The organism is Mesorhizobium sp. B2-5-7 (assembly GCF_006440875.1).
Taxonomy (GTDB): domain Bacteria; phylum Pseudomonadota; class Alphaproteobacteria; order Rhizobiales; family Rhizobiaceae; genus Mesorhizobium; species Mesorhizobium australicum.
Genome location: NZ_VFUO01000005.1, coordinates 497,776 through 522,745 on the forward strand (window position 1 = coordinate 497,776; position 24,970 = coordinate 522,745).

At 62.5% G+C, this 24,970-nt stretch carries 22 protein-coding genes and 3 pseudogenes; 10 read left to right on the plus strand and 15 right to left on the minus strand.

Going from position 1 to position 24,970, the window contains the following annotated elements:
• Positions 1-233: 233 nt before the first annotated feature.
• A pseudogene (locus tag FJ543_RS23475) lies at positions 234-832 on the plus strand (N4-gp56 family major capsid protein).
• A gap of 425 nt (positions 833-1,257) precedes the next feature.
• Here the strand turns inward: FJ543_RS23475 and FJ543_RS23480 are convergent.
• From FJ543_RS23480 to ehuB, 6 genes are all read right to left on the minus strand, one after another.
• Complete coding sequence (locus FJ543_RS23480) at positions 1,258-2,424, minus strand: pyridoxal-phosphate dependent enzyme (RefSeq protein WP_140877545.1); 1,167 nt, start codon at positions 2,422-2,424, stop codon at positions 1,258-1,260.
• Positions 2,417-3,451, minus strand: coding sequence for a succinylglutamate desuccinylase/aspartoacylase family protein (locus FJ543_RS23485; RefSeq protein ID WP_140877547.1), 1,035 nt, complete (start codon positions 3,449-3,451; stop codon positions 2,417-2,419). The genes FJ543_RS23480 and FJ543_RS23485 overlap by 8 nt, the downstream gene beginning before the upstream one ends.
• A 15-nt stretch (positions 3,452-3,466) precedes the next feature.
• Positions 3,467-4,264, minus strand: a complete 798-nt coding sequence (locus FJ543_RS23490) for an amino acid ABC transporter ATP-binding protein (protein ID WP_140877549.1) — start codon at positions 4,262-4,264, stop codon at positions 3,467-3,469.
• A gap of 8 nt (positions 4,265-4,272) precedes the next feature.
• Positions 4,273-4,932 carry an ABC transporter permease subunit gene (locus tag FJ543_RS23495; RefSeq protein ID WP_140877551.1) on the minus strand — a complete coding sequence of 220 codons (660 nt, stop codon included), beginning with the start codon at positions 4,930-4,932 and terminating at the stop codon, positions 4,273-4,275.
• Positions 4,922-5,581 carry an amino acid ABC transporter permease gene (locus tag FJ543_RS23500; protein WP_140877553.1) on the minus strand — a complete coding sequence of 220 codons (660 nt, stop codon included), beginning with the start codon at positions 5,579-5,581 and terminating at the stop codon, positions 4,922-4,924. Before FJ543_RS23500 ends, FJ543_RS23495 begins: the two co-directional genes overlap by 11 nt.
• A gap of 101 nt (positions 5,582-5,682) precedes the next feature.
• Entirely contained in the window at positions 5,683-6,564 is an 882-nt protein-coding gene (ehuB, locus tag FJ543_RS23505; RefSeq protein WP_246678861.1) for an ectoine/hydroxyectoine ABC transporter substrate-binding protein EhuB, read from the minus strand.
• A gap of 179 nt (positions 6,565-6,743) precedes the next feature.
• Here ehuB and FJ543_RS23510 point away from each other — a divergent pair, with 179 nt between their 5' ends.
• The 5 genes and pseudogenes from FJ543_RS23510 to FJ543_RS23530 all read left to right on the plus strand — a co-directional run.
• The gene (locus FJ543_RS23510) at positions 6,744-7,508 is read left to right on the plus strand and encodes a GntR family transcriptional regulator (protein ID WP_140877555.1); all 765 of its coding nucleotides are present in this window, start codon (positions 6,744-6,746) and stop codon (positions 7,506-7,508) included.
• A gap of 33 nt (positions 7,509-7,541) precedes the next feature.
• Positions 7,542-8,705, plus strand: coding sequence for a M24 family metallopeptidase (locus tag FJ543_RS23515; RefSeq protein ID WP_140877557.1), 1,164 nt, complete (start codon positions 7,542-7,544; stop codon positions 8,703-8,705).
• 194 nt (positions 8,706-8,899) lie between these two features.
• A complete protein-coding gene (locus tag FJ543_RS23520) occupies positions 8,900-9,601 on the plus strand; it encodes a response regulator transcription factor (RefSeq protein ID WP_140877558.1) in 702 nt (233 codons plus the stop codon).
• A gap of 475 nt (positions 9,602-10,076) precedes the next feature.
• On the plus strand, positions 10,077-10,499 hold the full coding sequence (locus FJ543_RS23525) for a hypothetical protein (protein WP_140877560.1): 423 nt from the start codon (positions 10,077-10,079) through the stop codon (positions 10,497-10,499).
• Between the two features lie 790 nt (positions 10,500-11,289).
• Positions 11,290-11,487 (plus strand): annotated as a pseudogene (locus FJ543_RS23530) (helix-turn-helix transcriptional regulator); the annotation flags it as partial.
• A gap of 204 nt (positions 11,488-11,691) precedes the next feature.
• Here FJ543_RS23530 and FJ543_RS23535 read toward each other — a convergent pair.
• The 9 genes from FJ543_RS23535 to FJ543_RS23575 all read right to left on the minus strand — a co-directional run bounded on the left by FJ543_RS23535 (position 11,692) and on the right by FJ543_RS23575 (position 21,420).
• A complete protein-coding gene (locus FJ543_RS23535; protein ID WP_140877561.1) occupies positions 11,692-12,060 on the minus strand; it encodes a hypothetical protein in 369 nt (122 codons plus the stop codon).
• A gap of 604 nt (positions 12,061-12,664) precedes the next feature.
• Positions 12,665-13,738, minus strand: coding sequence for an ABC transporter ATP-binding protein (locus FJ543_RS23540; RefSeq protein WP_140877563.1), 1,074 nt, complete (start codon positions 13,736-13,738; stop codon positions 12,665-12,667).
• On the minus strand, positions 13,735-14,535 hold the full coding sequence (locus FJ543_RS23545) for an ABC transporter permease (protein WP_140877564.1): 801 nt from the start codon (positions 14,533-14,535) through the stop codon (positions 13,735-13,737). Before FJ543_RS23545 ends, FJ543_RS23540 begins: the two co-directional genes overlap by 4 nt.
• Position 14,536: 1 nt before the next feature.
• On the minus strand, positions 14,537-15,397 hold the full coding sequence (locus FJ543_RS23550) for an ABC transporter permease (protein WP_140877566.1): 861 nt from the start codon (positions 15,395-15,397) through the stop codon (positions 14,537-14,539).
• Between the two features lie 57 nt (positions 15,398-15,454).
• Entirely contained in the window at positions 15,455-16,459 is a 1,005-nt protein-coding gene (locus FJ543_RS23555) for an ABC transporter substrate-binding protein (protein ID WP_140877568.1), read from the minus strand.
• A gap of 58 nt (positions 16,460-16,517) precedes the next feature.
• Entirely contained in the window at positions 16,518-17,987 is a 1,470-nt protein-coding gene (locus tag FJ543_RS23560) for an aldehyde dehydrogenase (RefSeq protein ID WP_140877570.1), read from the minus strand.
• 10 nt (positions 17,988-17,997) lie between these two features.
• Positions 17,998-19,035 carry an LLM class flavin-dependent oxidoreductase gene (locus FJ543_RS23565; RefSeq protein WP_140877571.1) on the minus strand — a complete coding sequence of 346 codons (1,038 nt, stop codon included), beginning with the start codon at positions 19,033-19,035 and terminating at the stop codon, positions 17,998-18,000.
• Positions 19,032-20,840: an alpha/beta fold hydrolase gene (locus tag FJ543_RS23570; RefSeq protein WP_140877573.1), complete on the minus strand. Its 1,809-nt coding sequence runs from the start codon at positions 20,838-20,840 to the stop codon at positions 19,032-19,034. Before FJ543_RS23570 ends, FJ543_RS23565 begins: the two co-directional genes overlap by 4 nt.
• Complete coding sequence (locus FJ543_RS23575) at positions 20,833-21,420, minus strand: amino acid synthesis family protein (protein ID WP_140877575.1); 588 nt, start codon at positions 21,418-21,420, stop codon at positions 20,833-20,835. The genes FJ543_RS23570 and FJ543_RS23575 overlap by 8 nt, the downstream gene beginning before the upstream one ends.
• 134 nt (positions 21,421-21,554) lie before the next feature.
• Here FJ543_RS23575 and FJ543_RS23580 point away from each other — a divergent pair, with 134 nt between their 5' ends.
• From FJ543_RS23580 to FJ543_RS23595, 4 genes and pseudogenes are all read left to right on the plus strand, one after another.
• A complete protein-coding gene (locus tag FJ543_RS23580) occupies positions 21,555-22,232 on the plus strand; it encodes a GntR family transcriptional regulator (protein ID WP_140877738.1) in 678 nt (225 codons plus the stop codon).
• Between the two features lie 624 nt (positions 22,233-22,856).
• Positions 22,857-23,333: an Hsp20 family protein gene (locus FJ543_RS23585; protein ID WP_140877576.1), complete on the plus strand. Its 477-nt coding sequence runs from the start codon at positions 22,857-22,859 to the stop codon at positions 23,331-23,333.
• An 83-nt stretch (positions 23,334-23,416) separates the two neighbouring features.
• A pseudogene (locus FJ543_RS23590) lies at positions 23,417-23,926 on the plus strand (Hsp20/alpha crystallin family protein).
• A 75-nt stretch (positions 23,927-24,001) separates the two neighbouring features.
• Positions 24,002-24,970 (plus strand): NADH dehydrogenase ubiquinone Fe-S protein 4, encoded by a 969-nt coding sequence (locus FJ543_RS23595; protein ID WP_348643272.1) that lies wholly within the window; start codon positions 24,002-24,004, stop codon positions 24,968-24,970.

Consider the following 24,970-nt stretch of genomic DNA (forward strand, 5'->3'; position numbering starts at 1 on the left):
CCTTGCCGGCTGGCTCAGCGCCTCCCTCTCAATCGTCGACCTGACCCCCGGTTGCGGGAAACTGCAATCCATCGTATCAAGGCTCGATTGCGCATGACGTGCTAAATCCTCAACGGAGAGGCACGTCATGGCCGGTCCTACGACCATCGCATTCGGCGACCCGAAAGCCCAAAAGAAGTGGTCGGGGTCTCTCTTCCTCGACACGACCAAGAAAAGACTTCGACCGCAAGTTCGTGTCGGAGAGCGACAACGCTGTCATCCAGCGCCGCACCGATCTCGAATCCGACGCCGGCGACACCATCGACTTCGATCTCTCGGTGCAGCTGCGCCAGAAGCCCACCGCCGGCGACGCGCGGCTGCAGGGCAAGGAAGAAAACCTCCGCTTCTTCTCCGACCAGGTGAGGATCGATCAGCTGCGTCACGGCGTCTCCGCCGGGAGCAAGATGAGCCGCAAGCGCACGGTCCACAATATCCGCAAAATCGGCAAGGACCGCCTCTCGGACTACTGGTTCAAGACGAGCTCAACCTCATCTACCTGTCGGGCGCCCGCGGCATCGACGAAGACTTCACCGAGGAGCTCACGTATGTGGGCCTCGCCGGCAATGCCATCGACGCGCCCGACGCTGCGCACCTGATCTACGGCGGCACCGCGACCTTCAAGGCCACGGTCACCGCCACCGACAAGATGTCGAAGCTGGTGGTCGAAAAGGCCGCCGCCAAGGCCCGCACGATGCGGACCACGGACCCGACCACGGCCAATATGATGCCCGTCATGATCAATGGCGAGCCCCACCACGTCCTGCTGATGTCCGTCTTCCAGGAGTTTGGCTGACGTGTCAGCCCCTTCCTTAGGCTCATGGTCGGTTCCCGGGTCCGAGCGTCCCCGACGCGGACGGGCACCGGTTTGCCGCGCCAAGCGCGGCGAAACTCCGGCGCCAACCTCTAGCGTATTGGTACTGACCGCAGCCAATGCCGTTCTGGGCCCATTCTGTCCCACTTAAGCACCCGGTGGACGTGCCGCGAGCCCGCCGACGCGGCTGTTCACCCACAGGGTCCTCAGCTTGCACTGTGAACGGGCGGGATAGGCGCAAGCCGCCGTTCGGCGCGGAACACCAAATGCAGCCCAGACGAGACAGCCCGATCGGCTGCGGGCAGGCTGAAGATGATCATCGCCGTTGCTGGTCTAGCGCGTTCTGCATAAGGCGGAAATGCCCTGATGTGACCGCAAGCCGCAACGAAGCTCTGCTAGTCTCTAGACTAGTCGGCAGAGGCAATGGCATTGGGAAAAGCGCGATATTCTGAAGCGCCGCTCGAAGTGCCGACCAGCACGACCGCGGCTTCCCGCCCGACCGTGCGCTGCGCGACCAACTTTCGCAAGCCGGTCAAGGCTGCCGCGCTCGACAGTTCGAGATAAAGACCGTAGCGCGCCAGCCGCGCTTGGTCGTCGTAGGTCGGTTCCTCCTCAACGGCAACTGCCGATCCCCCGCACGCGGCAATCGCCTCAACGGCCTGGTAGGTGACCGTCGATCCGCCGATCGACGTCAAAGCCGAATGACCTTCGAAGTGGCCGCGGTAATCGGCGCCCGCAAGTACCCTTGATATGCGTGCGAAGGGCTCGACGGCATGGATGCGGGGCGGCTCGCCGCTGAGACCGGACCTTTGCAGATCGCGGTAGCCGCGCGCGATGCCCCAAAGCAGATCCGCCCGCGATGTCGGAACGACAACGTCGCTGCATGCCTGGGCGCCAAGCTGAAGAAACAGCTCGAAAGCAAGCGATCTGTAGCCATCCACCCCGAACGGATTGCTGCCTACTGCCGGAACAATGAAGTTGGTGGCCGGATACCAGTCGCCGGCGCGGACGCGATCGGCGAGCACCTGCCAGCGGCGTTGCGGTGTTTGCGCGGCCAGCAAGGTCGCGCCGTGCATTTCGATCGCTCGCCGCCAGTTCGGGTTCATCTCAGGCGTGGTGACGATCACGCAGTCGAGCCCCGCCTGAGCCGCGTAGGCGGCAAGTGACACGCCGGCATTGCCGCTGGAGGCGGCGGCAACCGTCGAGGCGCCGCTCTGCAACGCGCGCTGGACGACAAACCGGCTCATGCGGTCTTTGTGCGACCCGGTTGGATTGGTGCCCTCGTTCTTGACATGGAGCGCGCGGACGCCGACCTCATGTGCAAGCTCGTCCATCCCCACCAGAGGTGTGTTGCCCTCACCCAAGGTCGGACAGGACGGGTAGACCTGCCATTCAGAAGGCCGCTCGAGGCAGCAGGGGAATTCCTCATACTCTATCGCCAGGCTTGCCGGCATGTTCTGTTCAAGACAGGCCGGGCAACCTTCGAAGTAATCCGCCACGGCAAACACGGCGTGGCAGCGAATACAGCGCATCCCACTCACGCGCGGATTGAGCCGAGGCTCCGAGCTAAGCATGTGCCAGCCGATTTGGTCGGGCGTCCAGGTCGGCCATCACCTTGAACAGGCAGTCGCCGGGCTCGGTAAGCGATGGCGCCCTGCGGCACGCGACGAGTCCGGAGCTTTCGAAGAGCAGCGTTTCGGGTTCGCGCGTCGGCAGGTCGGGAAAGTGAATGTGGCCGGCAAGCTGGCCGCCGACCACCTCATCGCAGATATCGGCGGCCGGCTCGAAGATACCGCGCTCGCGGGCGTAGACGAAGGCGCTATGGCCTTTGACGGTCATGACCCGCGTCGGCGGAGCCGGTTGGACGACGACCTCGCGCAAGATTCCGTGGCCTTTCAGCAGGCGCTTCAATCCAGCTTCGGCGAGCGCCAGACCTTCTTTGGACAAGGTCGCACCGCCGCCAAGCTCGGTGGTTAGAACCAGCGCGCCCCTGTCCTGCGCCGCCGCCGCCAGGGTGGTCAGTCCGCCACCCCCCGTGCCATCGCTGACAAAGCTTATTGGCGCGCCAAACAGCCGCAATAGACGCAGCAGTTGTTCATGTTCCTCGGAGGTCCGCCCCGGCCGCACGAGCGCGCTCGGCACATAATCGAGAGAGCGCCCTCCAGAGTGAAGATCAACGACGATGTCGGCCATCGGGATCAACACCTCGCACACGTAATGGGCGATCATCTGGGTGGGCGAACCGGCGGCATCGCCGGGAAACGTACGATTGAGATTGCCTTGATCGAGCGGCGATACCCGGCGGCCGGCGGCGACGGCGGGAAAATTAAGCGCCGGAAGGATGATCAGCCGCCCCGAAACCTGGTCACGGCGAATCTCGCGGGCGAGCTTGCAGAGGGCGATCTGGCCCTCATACTCGTCGCCATGATTGCCAGCGATGAGCAGCGCCGTTGGGCCGCCGCTATTTTTAATGCAGACCAGCGGTATGGGTACGAAACCGTAAGCGGACAGGTCGGTCGAATGCGGCAGCCTCAGACAGTCCGACTGCTTGCCGTCGGCCTCGTAGTCAACCGGGGTCCAGATCCGTGTCTCAGCGGCCATGTCTACCTTCTCCATTCAGCGAAGCATCTTTTCCAGGAAAAGCCGCGTCCGCTCCTGGCTTGGCGCGGTGAAGAAGGTTGTCGGGGACGCGAGCTCGACAATGCGTCCCTGGTCCATGAAAACGATCTGGTCGGCGACCTCGCGGGCAAAGCCCATTTCATGGGTGACGCAAAGCATGGTGGTGCCGTCCCTGGCGAGGTCGGTCATGACGTCGAGCACCTCCTTGACCATCTCCGGATCAAGCGAAGAGGTCGGTTCATCGAACAGCATGATCTTGGGATTCAGGCACAGCGCGCGAGCGATGGCAACGCGCTGCTGCTGGCCGCCGGACAGCTGGCTGGGATATTTGCGTGCCTGGTCGGCAACCCTCACCCGTTCGAGATGGCGAAGCGCCATGCCTGCGGCCTCGGTCTTCGACTGCCCGAGCACGCGCTTAAGAGCGAGGGTGCAATTGGCCATCACCGTTAAATGCGGAAACAGGTTGAACTGCTGAAACACCATGCCGATCCCGCGCCGCAGTCTCTGCAACTGCCTGCGGTCTCGACTGAGATCCACGCCACCGACCCGAACCGCGCCTTTCTGAAAGGTCTCCAGACCATTCAGGCATCTGACGAGCGTCGATTTTCCCGATCCGGAGGGACCGCAAATCACGATCCGCGCGCCCTGCGCCGCAACGAGGTCGACGTCCTTCAGAGCCTGAAAGCTGCCGAACCATTTGTTGAGCGCTACCGTCTCCAGCGCTGGCGGCTGGGCGGATTTTGGCGCGCCAGCTGCCTGCCCGATATCGGTGGTTTGGGAGCTGCCCTGTCGCATGAGCTCATTCATCTTCTAGTCGGCCCAAGCAGCTGGCGTTCAATCCGGCCGACCAGCCATGCGACCGCGAGCGCGAGGAGAAGGAAGGCAATGCCGGCCACAGTCAGCGGTTCGGCATAGCGGTAGGTGTCCGAGGCGATATCCAACGCCTTGCCCAGCATCTCCGGTACGGCGATGACGGCGAGGTAGGGCGTAGCCTTCAGGATCGAGACAAAGTAGCTGCCGACCGGGGCCGCGACGTTGCGCAACATCTGGGGAGCCAGGATGAACACCACGATGTCAGTCTGGCTCAGTCCCAGCGCCTTGGCGGCTTCGGCCTGGCCTGCAGGAATAGCGTCGATGCCCGCCTTGAATACCTCGGCGAGATAGCCGCTGAAATAGACGCTCAGTGCCAGTGTGCCGACCAACAGCGCCGGCAGCGTAATCCCGTAGTGCGGCAGCACGAAATAGAGAAAATAGAGCCATGCCAGCACCGGCGTGGACCGGATGAAGTCGATCATGAAGCGCACCACATAGCCGGCAACGGACGCCGCCCGCCTGGTGATCTCGAGGCAGAAGCCCAGCGCCGAGGCCCCCGCGCAACTCGCCAGCGCCACGCCGATCGTGGTTCCGATAACGCTGAGGATCGTGGGGACGGTCGAGAGGGCGAATTCGAGATCAAAGGTCACTGGATAACCTCGTTGCCACGCCGATGCGCTGCTCGACCCATCGGCCAAATAGCGCGACTGGGTAACAGACTACGAAATAGGCGAGCAGAAGCGATGTGTAGACGCCGACGGGATTGTATTGGAGCTCGGCGATCTCCTTTGCCCGAAAGGTCATGTCCGTCAGCGTAACGAGGGAAACGAGCGCCGTTCCTTTAACCAGCTGGATGAATTGGTTGATGAAGGTCGGTGCCATCCTGGTCAGCGCTTGAGGGAGCTCGATCAGTACAAGGATATGGCGTCGCGGCAGTCCGAGGGCCGCGGCAGCTTCGATCTGCCCCCGGTCTAGCGACTGAAGTCCGCCTCTGACGGCCTGGCTGGCGTATCCTCCCGCATTGAGCCCCAGCACCATGGCGCTGACAATAGTCGCTGGCATTTGGATACCGATGACAGGCAGCGCATAATAAAAGACGAACAGCAGTATGATGACTGCGGAACTGCGCCAGAATTCGATGATGGCGCTGACGGCGATACGGGCGATGCCGCGTGTCAGATACTGCGACACGCCGAAGATCAAGGCGAAGGGCACGGCAAACAGCAGGCCCAGTAGGGTTACCGTTGCCGTGGTCCGGAAGCCGGCGAAAATTCCGACCAATATCTCAACGATAGTCACGCCTGCACATCCCTGATCCTGCACGCTCCGTGCTCCGAGAGCCTGACCGTCTCGCGCTGATGCCGCGACGTGTCTTGCCGCCGATCCCCGGGGCGTCCGGGTCAGCCCTGCCCCGCGCAAACCTGCTCACTGGTCAGATCCGGTGCTGCCTCCTCATGGCTGAAGCCGTTCTTGGCCATGATGTGGGCCAGGGTTCCGTCGCTCTTCAAGAGTTTGAGACGGGAATTATACATGTCACGAAGGTCACCATCCTCCTTGCGGAAGGCGATAGCTGAATAGCCGAAGCGTTCCTTGCCGTTCTCCTGCAGGCCTTGGAATGGCAATGCGCGTTCGATGCCTTTGACATTTGGGTCGGACAAGATGCGAGCCACCGTCGGCGCTGAAAATGCGGCGACGTCGATCCTGCCTGTGAGCAGAGCCGAGACATTCGACTGTATGTCGGGAAACAGCAGCATCGTGCTTTCGGGGACACCGGCGGCCGCAGCATTCTTGGCCGTCACGCTGCCTCGCCCAATCCCAAACCTTATCTGAGGATTTGCTGCGATCTGAGCATAGCTGTGGACGTTCTTCGGATTGCCCTTGGCGACCAGGGCGGCGTCGGCGATCTTCAGATCGGGGTCGCTGAAGGCGACGAGCTCACAACGTTGCGGCGTGATGGCGAGTCCGGCCGCGATGGCATCGAACCGCTGCGCCGTCAGGCCGGGAATAAGGGCGCCGAACTCGGTGACCACGATTTCCACCCGATCGACGCCGAGGCCTTTGAACGCAGCTTTGATCAGGTCGGGGTGAAAGCCTTCCGGCTCGCCGTCGGCACCGCGGTATCCCCACGGCGCGCCATTCGAAATGCCGATTACGATCTTCCCCTCGCGCAAGACCCGCTCACCTGTCGTTTCAGCCCGGAGGCTGTTGGCGCCTGCAACGAGAATGGCGCACGCCGCCACAGCAGTCGCCATTTTCCTGAGCAGTCCGACCGTGTTGTGCATGCGGTGTTCTCCACGTCAACGTTGCGTCAGGTAGACCAGGTATATCAGGTATGTCAAGATCAGGTGAAGGATAAGTTTTATTTTTGTTAAATCCGCGTTCGGCGCTCCGGCCTGCGTGGGGTATGGACATCGCTTTCTGGCTGCGGTAGGTATTCCTAGTATACCTTGCGAGGGCGAGAATGGCCGGACAGATCGGGACTGCTCTTCATGAAACCGTACGGCAGGAGATCACGCGCCGCGTGCGGGATGCGCAATATGGTGCCGGTCAGCCGCTGCCTTCCGCCGCAGCGCTGGCCGAGGACTTTGGCGTCAGCGCAATCACCATCAAGCGGGCGTTGCGGGATCTTCAGTCGGCCGGAATCCTGCGGTCGGTACCCGGGTTGGGGACCTTTGTCCGGGAGCAGCGACGGTTCATTCGCGATCTCGATTTTTCTCTTACCTCCTATGAAAACGCCCTGCGGCTCGGCCTGAAGCCGTCCATTGAGCTCATCTCGTTGACGCGCGAAAAAATACAAGACCCAGCCTTCGACGTGCTTGAACCGCCCACTGGATTGATGCTGTGCGTGCGCAAGGTGATCTTAGCCGACGAGACACCAATCATGTACGACACATCCTACCTGCCTCACCCGGTGAGCGATCAGATGCTTGACGAGTTCAGGGACAAATTCATCGGCGATGTCCTGCGCGAGCACGGCACGCGTTTCACCAAGACCAAGCTGCTGATCGATGCCGCGCCGGCCTCGAATGAAGCACAGCAGACATTCGCCCTTCCGAACGGATATCCGACCCTTCGTCGCCTCTACAGGCTGAGCACGACCGAAAGATCTGTTTCGGTGTTCGGCATAACCGAATCTCCGTTCGACCGGCTGGCTTGCGTGGTCGAAATCGACGCCGATCACCCAACCCCTAAGCGGCGGACGAGAACCGACCCGGCGTCCGGCTGACGCTACGAGCTTTAGAATAAGGAGCAGGCAATCATGCTTCCAGTTCCACCCTCGCCCGATGTTGCAGTGGCCGAGCTGACCAGGCGGCTTGCCGCGGTGCGACGCGAGATGGCAGACGAAGATATTGACGCGCTGGTCCTCACCGACCAGAAGAATGTCGAATACTTCACCGACTACAGGACCTTGTCCTGGGGCTATCACTCGCGCCCCTTGTTCCTGGTGATCGACCATCAGGATGTCCGCGTCATCGCCAACAGGATCGAGACCAGAAACCTCGAAGCGCGGCACCGACCTTTCGCGATCGTGTACTACGCGGGGTATCTGGCCGAAGGTGCGCAAACCATCGTCGAGGCGGTCCGAGCCCGCGACCTGGCCGCCACTGGCAGGGTCGCGGTTGACTATGGACAGGACATGGCCGGTCGCGGTTCGCTGGAGATCGTCGACGGCTTGAGGACGCGCGGGCACAGGCTGGAGAGCGCGGTCGATCTGCTGTGGCGCACGCGCATGATCAAATCGCCGTTCGAAGCGGATCTCAAGCGCGTTTCCTTCGAGATCGTCAATGCAGCTTTCGACAATGCTGTTTCGCAGGCGCGTCTCGGCATTACCGAGGTCGAGCTTTCCCGCCAGATCCAGGCGCGCATCATCATGAACGGCGCCGACCGTGCCGATCCGATTGCCATGACATTCTGCAGGGGCGAGTTCAATTACGGCCGCCCGCCAGGCCTGCATCCCCTGCAGGCTGGCCAGTATGTGTGGACGGATTTTCGATCGACCTATGGGGGCTACCCTGCGGACAGAAACCGCATCGCTCGCGGCGGGGCGCCGGAAAACTGGGAGATAGACGCCTACGAACGAACGCGTGCGCTGACGGTGGCCCTTGCAACGAGCGTCAGGGCGGGGATGACATGCGGGGACGTTTTCGGCGCCTTCGAGCAGCTTTGGTCCGACGCGGGCCTGCCGCCCGCCTATGGGCTTGTTTCACGTATCGGGCACGGTGGAGGTCTCGATGTGACAGAACCTCCGTCCATCTCCAAGGCCAATCCAGAAACGATAAGACCTGGCATGATCTTGCACCTGGAGCCCAAGCTGGAAATCAATGGCGCTGTCTTCCAGTTCGAAGAGGTCATCTATGTCCGCGAGGCCGGGGTCGAGTTTTTGAGCGAGCTCTCTCCAGAGCAGTTGCCAATCATCAACTGAACCAGGTTGGCTGGCCTACAGAGGTGCGGGACCAGCAAAGCACCCGCGTGCTTAGGAGCTGACTGTCGTCAGGCCAGCGACAGGATAAAAGGTCGAAGCCGGATGTTGTGGGACCCCGGTAAATGGTTGGGTAAGCGGGTGCGCACGAGGGACGAGCAACCTACCCAGCGACCCGCCGAAACGCGAGCGACGCCATGAAGCCACTGATCATCATATGCTCGGATCACGCGGAATTCTATCTGATCCTGAGCCACATTCTTGCGGTGGACGGCTTTGAAAGCGCATTAGCAACCAATGCCGACGAGATGCTCGAGTTGGCCGGCCAACTGTCCGTTCAGGCCTTGCTGCTGGACTGCCGGCCGGACAATCAGATGGCGGATAGCTGCGCCCGGCTTAGACAGGACGACAGGACCAGCACCCTTCCCGTCATCGCCTTGATTGCGCCCGGTGCGGAACCCCAACACATTGTGCTGCTGAAATCGGGGATCGATGAGAGTTTCATCAGACCGCTGGCGCCAGCCAAGCTGCTGGACTACCTGCGATCCAGGCTCGGAGCCGAGCGGCGCTCGCGATTGCAACTGCAGAGCGCGATATCGCTGAGCCATGGCGACATAGAAATGCAGATCGACACGCATCATGTGCGCTGCAGCGGTCGGGAGATCGAGCTGGGGCCGATCGAGTTCAAGCTGCTGCGGCATATGCTTGAGCACCCGGGGAAGGTGCTCAGCCGTGAAGAACTGATCGGGGCTGCTTGGCCCAGCAATGTCTATGTCGGCCCGCGCACGGTCGACGTTCACATCAGTCGGCTAAGAAGATCGATCAAGCAGTCTCCTCACCACGACGTCATTCGCACCGTCAGACTGGGTGGATATGCGCTTGAAAGCCCAACAGTCTAGAGAGTTCCTTCGGTGCCTCAATGGCCCGGCGACCGAACGGAACCCGAAGTAATAAGGCCGCGCGGTCGGCGGCCAACCGTAGAACCGTGTGTGGGCCGAAATCGAGAGTCCACCTTGTTGGGCGAGCGGGACTGCCCCGTTGCCTCAGGTATATTCTTGTCCCGCCAATCGGATTCGCTCCGCGCGCCCGCGGTCCCTCAGATATTTTGCAAGCCGAACCGTATCGCCTCCCAATGGGTTCGGCAGGACCAGAGCAGATTTTGCCAGCCTGGTGGCTCGCGCCTTCAGAGCCTGCGGCTCGATGAGCCTGGTGACGGCAACTTCCGGGCTGACATCGAGGCTCCGCCAGCGGTACCCAAATTTTCGACGCCATGGAACTTTGCCGAGAAAGCAAGGTTCGGGACTTGGCGATGGCGACGGGGCCTGTCGCGATCTCGGAAAGCAAGGAAAACCTGCCCAATGGGAGCAGCTTGCTATGAAACACCAGACACTTGAACAACTGAACGTTATCGCGGAGGTGAACGCGGAATATCCAGCAATGACGCGTAGGCAACGCCTTGAGCGCTGGGCAAACCTCCTTGAACACCAACCAGATCGATGCCTTGGAGCGCTCCCGGGCACCGAATATATGAGCCCCGATGAGCGCAACGAAGCGCGTTGCCTTTCGTCGCCGATCAGCGTTGCGTTCGAAGACCCAATTCTGAGGGCGCAGGGTCTGAAGGACGATACTTATGGTGCGGCCCGGAAGTTTTTCGAACTGTCCAACTGGCAACTGCACGACATTGTTTGCCATTGTCATGTCGGCGCAACGATGAAGGCCGGATGGGCAGCACTTCGTGTGCGCGCCGCTATGAATGGCGGCATCTTTGCAAGGCTGGGTGCGTTGCTTAGGCCTTGATGAAGGGATTCGACGGGGTTCATTCCTCAAGTCGATGCTCGACCACCGCCGAAACGTCAGTGATCGCCCACGGCTGCGACCAGGCGCCGCTCACCTGTCACCTGGGCGGAGATGAAGGGAATCGGTGCGCCCTCACCGGCGCCGACAGGGTTCGTCCGCCCACCCTTTCCACGCCCAGTGTCCCCGCCTGAAGCGGCTGGATCGGGGATTTGGCGGACAACTGAGGGATCAAGCCAGCCCGCCCAATCGTACCGCCCCTAGCACGATCCGCCGATCGTGATACGCGGCTGTGTCCGGACCGGGTTGCGTCGCGAGGTGGTGGCGCCTCCCCGACGTCGTCGGTCTCGCGCCAGATCCCCGCCGCGATTTGTCCCAATCAGGCAAGCCTGCATCCGTGCCTGGGCATGCGAAAGGACTGCCATGCCCACTCGAAGATCAGTCGCAACGTTAAGGATCTGAATTTACCGACCAAAATATTTTCTCGATTTCCGCATACCGTCACATAGGCCGTCAAAAGCACCGGTATCTGAAATCATTGGCTTTTTCCGCCAGATCGCGACAGTCGTGGTTTCGCCATCTATCGGCAGGCAGGCGGCGGCGACACCCCGAAAGTCACTTCAGCCCGCACCGCCGTCTCTACGCTAGACAACGCCGGCCACGATTCAGACTCTCGGAATTATACCGTCAGGTGCCTGGTTCGCCCCCCTTAATGGGATGGCTATCGCGCGAGGGCTAGAAAAAAAATTGTAAGCTTCGTGCTACATATCTCGCCAATCTGCGAAGGCTTCAAATGCCTACACCACATAACCCTCCCAACGCTGTGAGGCGCTTCCTGCGCAAGCTTGGTGCAGACATCCACGATGCCCGTCGGCGTCGACGGCTGCCAATGGCTGTCGTCGCAGAGCGCGCCTTCACTTCCCGCTCGACCCTGCAAAAGGTCGAGGCTGGGGACACCAATGTCAGCATCGGCATTTATGCAGGCGTCCTTCACCGCAGGCCTCGAACACTTCAATGCAAGGCAGAACCTCGCCGTTCAGCATCACGACCATGCTATCCATCACAGCCTCCCAGGAAACCAACGGCAACGTCGATTTCTATAGGTCCGCCGAAATCGGTCTTTCATTAAAAAAGACATCCCGCGTCAGTTTCTGGCGAATCAAGGTAGAGATTGCAAACTCAGTGATGCCAGGGATCATTTTCTGACCATCCAGTCTATCAAGCCGGATTGAAGCCGCTTACAGCCGGTAAACTCGTAGACAAGGGTCTGGGCGAGGTCGCGCCACTGACCCTCCTGTGCCTTCGTTTCCAAGACCAACTTCTGAAAGACGCTGCGGAGAATGTCGGCATCGAACGCGGACACCGGGTGTTGCTCAACGTTTCTGTTCGCCTCGTCTATCTTGCGCTGGCGCAACCGCTTAAGAAGCGCGCGGGATGCAGCAACTGCCCGCCGGGACTGGTCCAGATCACGTCGGATTGAGGCGATGTCGTTTATGGAGCGGTGGCGCGAAATAAAGGTCGCGTCGATCATCGCCCGTGCGATGTCTGTACGGCTTTCGATCATAGCTACCTCCCAATAGCTAAGATTGTAAGAACCTCTTTCTAAAGCCGATCCGCGATGCGTTAAATGTCGGTTTGATACCAAGCAAGCGCGTCGATTTCAAATTTATGTGTAACTGCCTTAGATTGGGTTTGTTAGCCATAGAATTGCCAGTCGCGATGGGTGATGGGTCTCGTGATTGCTGTCACCGCGCCCTGCCGACGGCTCCGAACGTCCCGGCAATCGCTATGCCTAGCCCCTCCAAGGCCCACTTTGAATCCATAAGCGTCTGGGCCTCAAACCAATCGCGCTCCGATGCGCACCGCCCTCGGTCCAAGGTACCTTCGGTTAACGGCGTCCCGAACGTAGACGGTAACCGTGGGCTGAATGCGGTGGCCGCGACTGCTCGGCCCCGACTCGGAGGAACTGCCTTCATCTGCGTAGCCGTTGCGCACTGCTCCTGCCGTCCGGCAGCCAAGCTTTGGCGAACGACCGCGCTACTTTGAGGACATGCAGGGGGCGCAAACCAGTCATGTCGGCAAAGGGCTGGAAGCAGACGGGCAACCATTTGCGGACACAGTCTTTCTGCGACCGTCGGGGATGGACTTGATCCGACTGATGCAAGCCTTCAGGCTGGAAAGAGGAAGGCTGCGGCGGGATCGAAAAAGATCTGGCGGCCCGAGTCGAGGCCGTGTGGCTCCGTCGCGTCTGACGTCGGCCTGACGTCGAGTTCCTGTCCGCCGACGGTCCGCGCCACGACGCGCCTGCGGTCGCCGAAGAAGGCGGTATCGATGAATTCCACCGCGAGCGCGGCGGTCGCCGGTCCAGGGGTGAGCCGGAACGCTTCGGGGCGCACCATCAGCCGCGCCTTCTGGCCGCGATCGAACGCCTGTGTTGTCTTGACCCCGCTCACGACTGAACCGTCGGCCAAGCGCACGGTCGACGCGCCATTGGCGCTGTCCAGATGCTCGGCGGGCAGGAAATTCGAGTTGCCGATAAAACCAGCGACGAATTCGCTGGCTGGCCTCAGGTAAAGGTCCTCACCCGTGCCGATCTGTTCGATGCGCCCTTCCCTGAACAGGGCGATGCGGTCCGACAGATGGAGCGCTTCCTCCTGATCGTGGGTGACATAGAGAATGGTGACGCCGGTCTCACGGTGGATTCGGCGGATCTCGGCCTGGATTTCCTGGCGCAGCTTTTTGTCGAGCGCCGATAGCGGCTCGTCCATCAAGAGAATCGGCGGATCATAGGCGAGCGCGCGGGCCAGCGCCACGCGCTGCTGCTGGCCGCCCGAGAGTGCGCCGGGAAAGCGGCCGGGGAAATTCTCCAGCCGCACGAGCGCCAGCATATCGGCCACCTTCTTTTTCACTTCGGCGTCGGGGCGGCCGCGCACACGCAGCGGAAAGGCGACGTTCTCGGCGACGCTCAGATGCGGAAACAGCGTGTAGCGCTGGAAAACCATCCCGATGTTGCGCTTGTGCGACGGCACTGAAAGCAGCGACTTGTCCTCCAGCACAACATCGCCGGAGGTCGGGTCCTGAAAACCGGCGATCGCGTAGAGCGTCGTCGACTTGCCGGAGCCGGACGGCCCAAGGAAGGTCAGGAATTCGCCCTTGGGCACATCGATGCTGACATCGTGGACGGCGACGAAAGCGCCGAACGTCTTTCGCACTGCTCGTATGGACAGGAATGGCCGGCTCATCTCGATAAATTCCTGCGCAGGAGTGCGGTCGCGATCATCAGGCATAAGGTCAGGCCGACGAGCAGGCTGGAGGCGGCGGCGACGACTGGGCTGAGGTCGGCGCGCAAACTGCCCCAGATCTTCACCGGCAAGGTCTGCAAGGTCGGGCTCGCCATGAAGATCGCCACCACGACCTCGTCCCACGAGGCGAGGAAGGAAAAGATCGCCGCCGAGAAGATGCCGATCCGAATCGAGGGCAAGGTGATCCGCAGCCGCGCCTGCAGCGGGCTGGCGCCGCAGACGATGGCTGCATCTTCGATCGACTTGTCGAAACCCTCCAGCGCGGCGACGATCGGAATGATAGCAAAGGGCAGTGCCAGGACGGTGTGCGCGATGACGAAGCCGAACGTGGTGCCGGCCAGCCCAATGCGCAGGAAGAAGGCGTAGATGGCGACGGCGAAGACCACCACGGGCAGTACCATCGGCGTCAGCAGTAGCCCGCGCAGGAATTGCCGCCCGCGGAATTCTCCGCGGACCAAGGCGAATGACGCGAACAGGCCGATGACGACGGCGAGGATGGCGGCCATGGTGGCGATTTTCGCGCTGGTCAGCGCGGCATCGATCCAGGTGGGGTCGGCGAGCAGCTGCTCGTACCATTTCAGCGTCCAGCCGGGCGGCGGAAAGGCAAGCCAGCGCGAGGAGCCGAACGACAAGAGCACGATGAAGATCACCGGTAGCAGCAGGAAAGCCGCAACCAGCGCAGTGAAGCCGGCAAGCGCCACGCGCAGCCATCCGAGCCTGTCATAGTCGAGCAGCATGTCAGATCCCTCCGCTGGGGCGCTTGGCGCCGACCAAGCGAAGCTGGAGCGCGTAGAGCGCCATGGTGACGACGAGCAGCACGAAGGCGGCCGCACTGCCGAGCCCCCAGTTGAGCAGCGATTGCACCGTCTGGGCGATCATCTCGGCGAGCATCATGTTGGACGTGCCGCCGAGCAGGGCAGGCGTCACGAAGTAGCCAAGCGACATGACGAAGACCATCAGCCCGCCAGCGGCGATGCCGGGAAGCGACAGCGGCAACAGGATACGCCAGAATGCCTGGAACGGGGTTGCCCCGCAAAGCGCGGCGGCGCGCAGCGTCATCGGGTCGATGGCGCGCAGCGTACCGACCAGCGGCAGGATCATGAAGGGCAGCATGATGTAGACCATGCCGATGGTGACACCGGTGAGATTGTTGATGAGCGGCAATGGCTGATCGATGATGCCGAGATCCATCAGCGCGCGATTGATGACGCCGGTGCGCTGCAGCAGCACCATCCAGGCATAGGTGCGGGTTAGCAGGTTGGTCCACATAGACAGGATGATGATGCCGAAGACGAGCGAGCCGAGGGCCGGCGGCATGATCGCCAGCATCCAGGCGACCGGAAATGCCACAGCGATTGTGACGGCGGTGACGACGGCGGCGACCAGGAAGGTGTTCAGGAACACCCGCACATAGGTGCCGCTGCCGAACAGCGTGGCGTAGTTCTGCAGACCCGGCGCGGGATCGGTGATGCTGCGCAGCAAAAGAGCGACGACCGGCACGACGAAGAACAAGCCAACCAGGACCAGGGCCGGCAGGGCGCCGCCGCTGCTGGCCGGCAGACCGGCTATGGGGCCGCGTTTAAGGGAATTTCCGTGCATCGGCCGGTTCCATTATCCGAACGGGGCAAGGTTCCGCGCCCCGCCGGGTCTGTGGCGCTACTTGGTCTGCCAGGCGTACCAGCGCGTGGCGATCTCGTCGCGATGCTCGGCCCAGTAGTTCATGTCCAAGTTGATCTGGCCGTCGACATGAGTGTCGGGCAAGGCCTTGACCGCTTCGACCGGCATCCCGGCCTTGGCCTTGGTGTTGATGGGCGCATAGCCGCTCGCCTCGGCGAATTTCGCCTGGCCGGTCGGGCTGGTGGCGGCGGCAAGGAACTTCATTGCGCTATCCTTGTTCTTCGCCCCTTTCGGTACGACGAGAACGTCGGCGGCGGTGAGGTTCTGGTTCCACGACACGCCGACGTCCGTTCCGTCCTGCTGCAATGCGAAGACGCGGCCATTCCAGAGCTGGCCGAAGGCGGCCTCGCCGGAGGCGATCAGCTGCTGCGATTCGGCGCCACCGCTCCACCAGACAATATCCGACTTGATGGTGTCGAGCTTCTTGAAGGCGCGGTCAAGGTCGAGCGGATAGAGCTTGTCCGCCGGCACGCCGTCTGCGAGCAGCGCGATCTCGATGACCCCCGGCGCCGACCATTTGTAGAAGGTTCGTTTGCCGGGGAACTTTTTGGTGTCGAACATGTCGGCCCAACTCGCCGGTTCGCCGGAGACGGCGCCCTTGTTCCAGGCGAGCACGAAGGAATAGTAGAAGCTGCCGACGGCATGCTCATTGCTGAAGCGGGGGTCGAGATCGGCTTTGGGCACGATCGCATAGTCGATAGGCTCCAGCAGGCCATCCTTGGCCGCCTTGATGGCGAAGTCCATCTCCACGTCGACGACATCCCAGGTGACATTGCCAGCGTCGACCATGGCCTTGAGCTTGCCGTAGTCGGTCGGCCCGTCCTGGAGGACCTTGATGCCGGAGCTGGCTTCGAACGGCGCCGCCCAGGATTTGGTCTGTGCTTCCTGCGTGGTGCCACCCCAACTGGTGAACGCCATCTCATCGGCCTTGGCGGCGGTGGCCGCGAGCAGTCCGGCCAGAAGGCCGGTCAGGATCAGTCTCATTTGGTTCTCCTCTGTTGGTCTGGTCTTGTTTTTCTCAGTGCACCTTTGTCCTCGCGCCTCAGCGCATGACGAAAGGATCGGGGATTGGTTCGTCCGACGTCTTGATCCAGACGGATTTGGAGCGCGTGTAGTCTCTGATGGCATCGAGTCCGCCCTCACGGCCTAGCCCGGAATGGCCGTAGCCGCCGAAGGGAACCAGCGGCGACACGGCGCGATAGGTGTTGACCCAGACCACGCCGGCATGGATGTCGCGCGCCATGCGGTGCGCCTTGCCGAGATTGCTGGTGAACACGCCGGAAGCCAGGCCGAAGGGTGTGCCGTTGGCGAGAGCCAGCGCTTGTGCCTCTGTGTCGAAGGCCTGCACACTGAGCACCGGCCCGAACAATTCCTGGCGCACGCAAGGCAGGTCGGCGCTGCCGGCGTCGACGATGGTCGGCATATAATAGAAGCCGGGGCCACTGAGGCTTGCGCCGCCGGTGATCAGCTTGCCGCCCTTTGCGAGGCTTTCCGCGACGGTCTTCTCGATCCAGTCGCGCTGGCGTTGCGTGGCCAGAGGGCCCATTTCGGTGGCCGGGTCCTGCGGATCCCCGATCCTGATCGCCTCGGCCTTGCGCTTCAGCCGGGCGAGGAACTCGTCCTTCGCCGAGCCTTCGACCAGCAGTCGCGAGCCTGCGACGCAGCTTTGGCCGGTCGCGGCAAAAATGCCCGCCACCACTGCGTTGGCGGCGCTGTCGAGATCAGCATCGGCGAAGACCACGACCGGGCTCTTGCCGCCGAGCTCGAGCGTCGTATAGGCGAGATTTTCCGCCGTGTTCCTGACGATCGCACGGGCCGTGGACGGGCCGCCGGTAAAGGCGACGCGCGAGACCAGCGGATGGCTGGTCAGGCGGCGGCCACAATCGTGACCAAAGCCGGTGAGAATGTTGACGGTGCCTTCGGGAAACCCGGCTTGCTGAACAAGTTCGGCGAAGGCGAGCAACGGCGCCGGGCCGTCCTCGGAGGCCTTGAGCACGACCGTGCAGCCGGCGGCCAGCGCTGGGCCAAGCTTGACTGCGGAGAGGAAGAGCTGCGAATTCCACGGCACAACGGCGGCAACAACGCCAATCGGCTCGCGGCGGATGGTGACGTCGAGGTCAGCCTTGTCGATCGGCACATGCGCGCCTTCATGCTTGTCGGCGAGCCCGCCATAATAGCGGTAGTAGTCGCCGACATAGGCGATCTGAGCACGGGTCTCACGAATGATCTTGCCGGTGTCGCGCGTCTCGAGTTCGGCAAGACGCCCGGCACTGGCAGCGACGAGGTCGCCAAGCTTGACCAGCAGTTTGCCTCGCGCGGTGGCGTTCATCACCATCCATGGGCCCGAACGCAGTGCCCGGTGCGCCGCCTCGACGGCACGGTCGACATCGGCTTCGCTCGCCGCCGGCATCCTGGCCCAAGGCACGCCCGTCGACGGATCGATGCTGTCGAAAGTGGCGGACGGCTCGTCGAAGCGGCCGGCGATGAAGTTCCTGAAAAGAGCGTCGGTCATGGGCTCGCTATCAGAGGAAGGCCGGCATCACCCGGTCGATGAACAGTTGCAGCGATTTCTTCTTGCGTTCGTGCGAGAGCCCGCTGTCGATCCAGATCGAATACTGGTCGTAGCCGAGTGCCTCGTATGCCTTCAGCCGTGCAATGACTTCGTCGGCTTCGCCGATCACCAGATTCTGCCGGATCTTGTCGGGCGCGTATTGCGGCATTGCGGCGATCTCATCCGCCGTCAGCGGCTCCAGCACGCCTTGATGCACCGGCTTCTTGTTCTGGAACCAGGCGCCGAACTGGCAGTAGAAGGTCGACAGGTCCCGGGCGAGGCGATCGGCATCGGCCGCGTCCATGGCGACGAAAGTGTGCATCAAAAGCATGATTTCCGGCCGAGGGACGTCGGGGTGCGCGTCGCAGGCGCTGGTGAAGCGTTGCATCAGGGTCGCCACTTCCTCGTCGCCCGAGGCCAGGGGCGTGACCTGGACCTTGCAGTTGTTGGCAACCGCAAAATCATGCGAGTTCGGGTCGCGCGCCGCCACCCAGATCGGCGGATAGGGTTTCTGCAGCGGCTTGGGCGAGGAGGTGGTCGGCGGGAACGACCAGAATTCGCCGGAGAGTTCGAAGTCTCCGTCCCATAGGCCACGGATCGCCGGCACCATCTCGCGCATGCGCTGCCCGGCGCCCCAGGCGTCGAGCCCCGGGAAAAGGCGCTGGTATTCGTAGCTGTAGGCGCCGCGCGCGATGCCGATGTCGAGCCGGCCGCCGCTGATGACGTCGGCCATGGCCGCTTCGCCGGCAAGCTTGATTGGATGCCAGAACGGCGCAACGATCGTGCCCGTGCCGAGACGGATGCGGTTCGTCTTGGCCGCCAGATAAGCGATGTTGATGAACGGGTTCGGCGAGATGGTGAATTCCATGCCGTGATGCTCGCCGATCCACGCGGTCTCGAAGCCTGCATGCTCGGCCTGGAGGACCAGTTCCTGAAGTTCGCTCACCAGCTCCGAATGCGGCTTGGCCAGATCCGACCGTTCCATATGCACGAAGAGCGAGAACTTCATTTGTGGTCACCTGTGTCGGACGCAGTCGGCATAGACGCTTTGCCCAGGGGTCGGACTTCGCCTTCCATTTCATTGCCGACATAGACGCCGAAGGCGTCCTGCGTGCATTCCCTGACATAGCGGGCAAGCATCGAGCGGACCGCCGGATCGAGGATCTTCAAGCCTTCAATCGCCTTGAGATCGACCAGCCGGATGCCACGATCGCTGGCGGCTGGCACATCAAACGTGCCGCGATAATAGACATGCGTGAGCGACGAATTGACGGCGTCGTCCCAGACGGCGAAGAGGAAGCCGAGCTGGGCCTCGATGGCCTTGGCGGCAAGCAGCCCCCTGAGGCTTTTGCGATCGCTGACCGAGCCCAGTCCCCGGCCGCGCGGCAGTTCGAAGCCGTCCGCTGTTTCCAGGAACAGGACCCTGCCGCCATTTTCAAGGATGGCACCGACATCGGTGCCGGGCTGGGTGGCGGCGAGCGCCTCCTGGCTGAGGCCAGGCGCGATGTAGGCGCCGCGGCAATAGCCGAGAGGCTGCGAGGAATTGTGCTCGAAATCGCGGACGCGGCCGATTAGGATCGAATGGTCGCCGGCGTCGACCAGCCGCTCGACGTCGCAGTCGAAGGACGCAACGGAGCCGTCCAGCAGCGGACTGCCGGTGCGTCCCGGCCGCCAGGCCACGGAGGCGAATTTGTCGGCCGCTTTCGATGCGAAAATGCCGGAGGCTGTCTTCTGATCCTCGCTGAGCACGTTGATTGCGAAGCTCCTCGAGGTGGTGAAGACGGGATGGCCCAAGGCCCTGTGAGCGATGCAGACAAGTACCAGCGGCGGATCGAGCGACACCGAGGTGAAGGAGTTGGCGGTGAAGCCGCGCGGCTCACCTTCGGGTCCGATCGTGGTGACGACGGTGACGCCGGTTAGGAAGCAGCCGAGCGCTCGGCGGAACTCGCCGCTGTCGAAACCAGGTATCGCCTCCGCGGCACCGTCCCGCTCGGCTGTACCGCTCTCCCCGAGGAAGTCGACGATATGGCGCGTGGTCAGGTCGGGTGCCGCCACGGCCATCATGTGCCGTTCGCCTGGGAGCACGGTACAGCGGCCACGCGGCGCCAGCCGTGCCATGGCGGCCGACATCGCCGGCGATGAGTTCCGGTCCTGCGACCCGGTCATGAACAGGGCCGGCACGGCGAGCGTTTCTAGGCGCTCCGCGTGGTCGTTGTCGGCGCGGGCGAACAGCCGATAGGTGCGGGCGTAGCCTTCGGGGTCGACCGCGCTGAGCGCGGACGCCGCCTTGTCAGTCGCCGCCTTGAGTTCGGACGGCACCGGATCTCCGAACCAGCGGGCGATGGTCAGTGCCGTGCCAGCAGCACCGCCCCGGCCGGTGAGAGCGGCCGCGCGCTGACGGACGGCCGCGGCCAACTCGGGCGGGCGCCGGAAGACGGCATTGAGCGAGACGATGCTGCGCACGCGCTGGGGTGCCCGCAAAGCGAGTTCCTGGGCGACGAGCGCGCCCATCGAATGACCGACGACCGACACTTTGCCGAGGCCCAGATGATCGAGCAGCCGAATGGCCTGATCGGCATAATCGGCCAGTTCCGGACTTGGCGGCGGCAGCGGCGACTGTCCATGGCCGAGCATGTCCATGGCGATCACATCCCAATTGCCGGCCATCCGTTCGATCTGTGGCTGCCAGATCGCGGCATTCATGCCAACGCCGTGGATGAAAAGCACCGGCGCGCCCGAGCCGGCTCGAAGGAAGCCCGTCCCATCAGGCGCCATATCCTGTCGTGCCCATGCCGATGCGGGTGCGTCAGCCATGCAGGTCGCCCAGATCCTTCAGATCCTGGTACCGGTCGCCGATACGATGGTGCGGCCGGCCGCCAATCGAGGCGCCAAGCGCCACCACCAGTTCGTCCGGCGCTGGCGCGTCGCCGATCTGGAAATGAACGGTTAGGTAGTGCGAGCGCCGGCCCTCGTCATTCTTGTCCATGAGCGGGATCATGATCGGCGTGTTCGGGCCGCCGCGCAGATTGGTAAAGGCGAGATAGGTCTTGGCGGCGACCGCGCGGCGATAGTGGTTGCCGAAATGCAGTGTGTGGATCAGCGCCGATGCGTGCTCGATCTCGCCCGCCGTGCCGCAGAGGGCGGCCTTGCCGTAGCCCTCGATCGCCTCGCCCGAACCGGCGACCGCGATGATCTCGCGGGTCAGCAACTCTCCCAGCACGGGCGCACAGGCACGGATCTCGGGAGACAGATCTTCGGTGAAAGCGCGTCCGGCCCACGGATTGGTGAGCACCGCCGCGACGCCAATCAGACGCAACGGCCGGGGTGCGTCCTTGCCTCCTTCGATCAGCGTGTTCTCACTGTACGTGACGATTTTTCGAATGGCCGGCTGCATGAAATCCTCGGTCGGATGACCGCCCGAGCAGGCATCACCCTCATTTGGTCTTATGGTATACCATGCTATGGACTACCGGGAAACTTGTCAATTGGCCATCGAATCTGTTTTCGTGGCATCGCATGGAGGCAGATATGACAGAAAACTCGCTTCGGATTGACCGCACCGCCAAGACCTTGAGAACGCTGGCGCTGGCGCGCATGCGCGAGGCGATCATGGATTTTCATTTCCAGCCCGGCCAAAGGTTGATTGAACGACCGCTGTGCGATCAGCTTGGCGTCAGCCGTTCGGTCGTGCGCGAGGTACTGCGCCAACTGGAAGCAGAAGGCCTGGTGCAGATGATACCGGGGCATGGGCCGGCCGTAGCCAAGCCGGATCTTGGCCGTACCGATGAAATCTATGAATTGCGAGCGCTGCTCGAAGGGATCGCGGCACGTGCGTGCGCACTATCAGCTACTGACGAGCAATTGGTCTTGCTCGACCGCGCCCTGGCCAACCTCTTCGAAACGTGGGCGATCGGCAAGCCGGCCGAGGTGATGCGGGCGACGACGAGATTCTATGAGGTGCTTTTCGAAGCGGCGGACAAGCGAGTCGCCTGGGAGATCGTGACTGGCCTGAATGTCCGCATCAACCAGCTGCGTTCGATGACCATTCTTTCCGCCAACCGTCGCGAGCCGGCGATCGCCGAGATGACCGAGATCATGGATGCCATCCGATCGCGCCAGTCGGATCAGGCCGAGGCCGCTGCGCGGCGGCATGTCGAATCCGCTTGGCAGATCGCACGAGAAAAGTTGCGCCTTGACTCCGTCTAGCTATCCGCCGGATGTCAAAAAAGGCGCAACGCGATCCTGAAGGCGCTCAGTGCGGGCGACCGCTCGCTGGCCCGTGCAACCAGACCTCCAGGGTGTGCCGGAGATGTCACTTCAGGGCAACCAAAAGCCACCACGATGAGGCGCGGTGCAGACATTCTTGGTCTGACCGCCTACGCGCTGGGAAGTGTCATCCCACCACATCGCAGAGCGGAGGGCCTGCATGTGATCTGGAAGGTAAAGCTCACCGCGCGGCTCGATCTCCAGAGACATTGGGCCTTTGCCTAGCGATCGCTTCTCCTCCTCTCGGTCAACCGTCGCGGCTTGAGTACGGTAGCGGGCGCGTTCTGGTCTGCTCATCGCAGCGGTGCTGATCTCTTCCCGTTGGGGGGTCGCCAAGGGGGTCCGATCTTATATCAGTGGCTGAGGTCCGGCTGGTGAAGACGTGCCAAGACATTAATCCAGTCCTTCAAGTTAAAGGCTGCGTAGTAAGACGCCGGCCTCTTGAACAGCCAATCCAGTGAACTAAATCATGACCGCCGGCGCCATCGGGGCCGGTGTGCCGGCCGGACAGCATCCGGTGGCAGAAGAACCTTGTATCCATATTGCTCAAAGGAGGATGTGGCTATGAGAACCACTCTCGACTTTTCTCCCCTGTTCCGGTCGAGCATCGGCTTCGACCGAATGCTGAACGCGCTGGAGGCTGCGAGCCGCGTCGCAACTATCGACAACTGGCCTCCCTATGACACAGCCAAAACTGGCGAGGACGACTACCGCATCACCATGGCGGTGGCCGGTTTCTCGCAGGACGATCTGACCATCACCCAGGAGCAGAACATGCTCATGGTGTCCGGCCAAAAGGCTGGCGAGGACAACGGCCAGTATCTGCATCGCGGTCTGGCTCAGCGTTCTTTCCAGCGCCGGTTCGAGTTGGCCGACCATGTGAAGGTCATAGGAGCAAGCCTTGTCAATGGCCTGCTGTCGATCGATCTCAAGCGCGAGATACCCGAGGAAATGAAGCCGCGCAAGGTCGAGATTGCGGCCGGCGCGGCGCTGCCCAAGGCCGAGACGAAGCAGATCGAGGCCGAGAAGCAGGCTGCCTAAAGCCGCACCAACAGCGCAAATTGGGCACGGTGTCGGGCACTCCCCGGCGCCGGAGGAAACAAACGAACAGAAGGAGAAGAACAATGAATGTCCGTGATCTGACCCCCTGGAACCGCGGCAACGGCCATCAGGCTCCAACTGTGTTCCGCGATAGCGAGCGCGACCCGTTCCTGTCGCTGCACCGCGAGGGGAACCGGCTGTTCGACGACGTCCTTCGCGGGTTCGGCTCGAACCTTCCCTCTTTCAACACTCCTTCCGCCTTCAGCGGCGGTTGGCCGAGCGTCGAGATTTCCGACAATGAGACGGAGATCAAGGTGACAGCCGAGATGCCTGGCCTCGAAGAGAAGGACATCGAAGTCCTGCTCGACGACGGTGTGCTGACGTTGAAGGGCGAAAAACACTCCGAAACGGAGGACAAGGACCGGCAGTTCTCCGAGCGTTTCTATGGCCACTTCTAGCGGCGCATCCCACTCGGCTACGAGGTCAAGGACGACAAGGTCGACGCCCGCTTCAGCAATGGTGTGCTGACCGTGACCTTGCCCAAGAGCGAGAGGGCGCAGTCGCAGGTCAAGCGCATCGCCATCAAGAGCTAACGCATGGCACGCGCCGGCGGCGGGCCAGCTGGCCGCCGCCGGCAGCATCCTTCGCCAGACAGGGAGGGATGAACAATGGAGACGACGAGACAGGTCGACAGAGTAACCAGAATGACAAACCCGCAGGGGTGGCCGTCGAACGACAACCTGCACAAGCACCTTTCGATGGGGTGCTCGCTCTTCCCGGACGACGCTGTCGCGCGCATCTACAGGCCGTCGCGCGCGGTGGCCACGTCGGGCAAGGCACGCTCGAAGGGCTGGCGCCTCGTTTTCGAGCGCCGCACTGCGCCGTCCATCGAGCCGCTGATGGGCTATACGAGCGGCCATGACGCGCTGGCCCAGGTCGAGCTTGGCTTTCCGACATTGGAATCGGCCATCCGCTACGCCGAGCGGCAGGGGCTGACCTATGTCCTCCAGACGCCGACGGGGCTGGTCGGCAAAGGCTGTTGCCTGCGGCTCGATGAGATGCCTGCACAGGCCGGGAGTTCGACGCGCGCTTCCTCGGATGCTGTGCTCGATCGGCTCGGACTTGCCGTCCTTCAGGAAAGCTACGGGCGCGCCCTCGATAGTGCGGCTAATCGCAACGATCCCTCCGGATCGGATGGCTGGACATCGCCTATGGAGCTGGCCCGCGATCTGACGCTGCCGCTGGAGGCGAAGCGCTCGATCCTGATGAACTGGGCCTTGACGGAGTACCTGATCGACCAGGCGACCAATGAGGGCATGCCTGAGAACAGTCGGCCCTCGCGTCTCCATGAGGTCGAGCAGGCGCTGCTCGCGCTCGAACGCGAGGTTGCCGCCGACCGGGATGGTTCTGGCACAAGAGCCTCACTCGCAGTGCAACGGCAAATGGCTGATCGGCGTGGCGACTGCGGACTGTCGCGTCCTCCGCTTTCTCACGACAGTGCCCCCCGCGTCTCAGCCGACGGCTACGCTCTCATCGAGGCAGCGGGAGCCGAAATGGGCTGGGGCTGGGCGGCGGTGCAGATCCAGCATGCCGAGCGCTCGCCTGTCGACCGACAAGGTCTGGTTCGACCATGGTGA

Bases quoted from the DNA above. Each gene is read 5' to 3' on its own strand.
- FJ543_RS23480 (WP_140877545.1), bottom strand. From the start codon at position 2,424: ATGCTTAGCTCGGAGCCTCGGCTCAATCCGCGCGTGAGTGGGATGCGC.
- FJ543_RS23485 (WP_140877547.1), bottom strand. From the start codon at position 3,451: ATGGCCGCTGAGACACGGATCTGGACCCCGGTTGACTACGAGGCCGAC.
- FJ543_RS23490 (WP_140877549.1), bottom strand. From the start codon at position 4,264: ATGCGACAGGGCAGCTCCCAAACCACCGATATCGGGCAGGCAGCTGGC.
- ehuB (WP_246678861.1), bottom strand. From the start codon at position 6,564: ATGCACAACACGGTCGGACTGCTCAGGAAAATGGCGACTGCTGTGGCG.
- FJ543_RS23510 (WP_140877555.1), top strand. From the start codon at position 6,744: ATGGCCGGACAGATCGGGACTGCTCTTCATGAAACCGTACGGCAGGAG.
- FJ543_RS23515 (WP_140877557.1), top strand. From the start codon at position 7,542: ATGCTTCCAGTTCCACCCTCGCCCGATGTTGCAGTGGCCGAGCTGACC.
- FJ543_RS23520 (WP_140877558.1), top strand. From the start codon at position 8,900: ATGAAGCCACTGATCATCATATGCTCGGATCACGCGGAATTCTATCTG.
- FJ543_RS23525 (WP_140877560.1), top strand. From the start codon at position 10,077: ATGAAACACCAGACACTTGAACAACTGAACGTTATCGCGGAGGTGAAC.
- FJ543_RS23535 (WP_140877561.1), bottom strand. From the start codon at position 12,060: ATGATCGAAAGCCGTACAGACATCGCACGGGCGATGATCGACGCGACC.
- FJ543_RS23540 (WP_140877563.1), bottom strand. From the start codon at position 13,738: ATGAGCCGGCCATTCCTGTCCATACGAGCAGTGCGAAAGACGTTCGGC.
- FJ543_RS23545 (WP_140877564.1), bottom strand. From the start codon at position 14,535: ATGCTGCTCGACTATGACAGGCTCGGATGGCTGCGCGTGGCGCTTGCC.
- FJ543_RS23550 (WP_140877566.1), bottom strand. From the start codon at position 15,397: ATGCACGGAAATTCCCTTAAACGCGGCCCCATAGCCGGTCTGCCGGCC.
- FJ543_RS23555 (WP_140877568.1), bottom strand. From the start codon at position 16,459: ATGAGACTGATCCTGACCGGCCTTCTGGCCGGACTGCTCGCGGCCACC.
- FJ543_RS23560 (WP_140877570.1), bottom strand. From the start codon at position 17,987: ATGACCGACGCTCTTTTCAGGAACTTCATCGCCGGCCGCTTCGACGAG.
- FJ543_RS23565 (WP_140877571.1), bottom strand. From the start codon at position 19,035: ATGAAGTTCTCGCTCTTCGTGCATATGGAACGGTCGGATCTGGCCAAG.
- FJ543_RS23570 (WP_140877573.1), bottom strand. From the start codon at position 20,840: ATGGCTGACGCACCCGCATCGGCATGGGCACGACAGGATATGGCGCCT.
- FJ543_RS23575 (WP_140877575.1), bottom strand. From the start codon at position 21,420: ATGCAGCCGGCCATTCGAAAAATCGTCACGTACAGTGAGAACACGCTG.
- FJ543_RS23580 (WP_140877738.1), top strand. From the start codon at position 21,555: ATGACAGAAAACTCGCTTCGGATTGACCGCACCGCCAAGACCTTGAGA.
- FJ543_RS23585 (WP_140877576.1), top strand. From the start codon at position 22,857: ATGAGAACCACTCTCGACTTTTCTCCCCTGTTCCGGTCGAGCATCGGC.
- FJ543_RS23595 (WP_348643272.1), top strand. From the start codon at position 24,002: ATGGAGACGACGAGACAGGTCGACAGAGTAACCAGAATGACAAACCCG.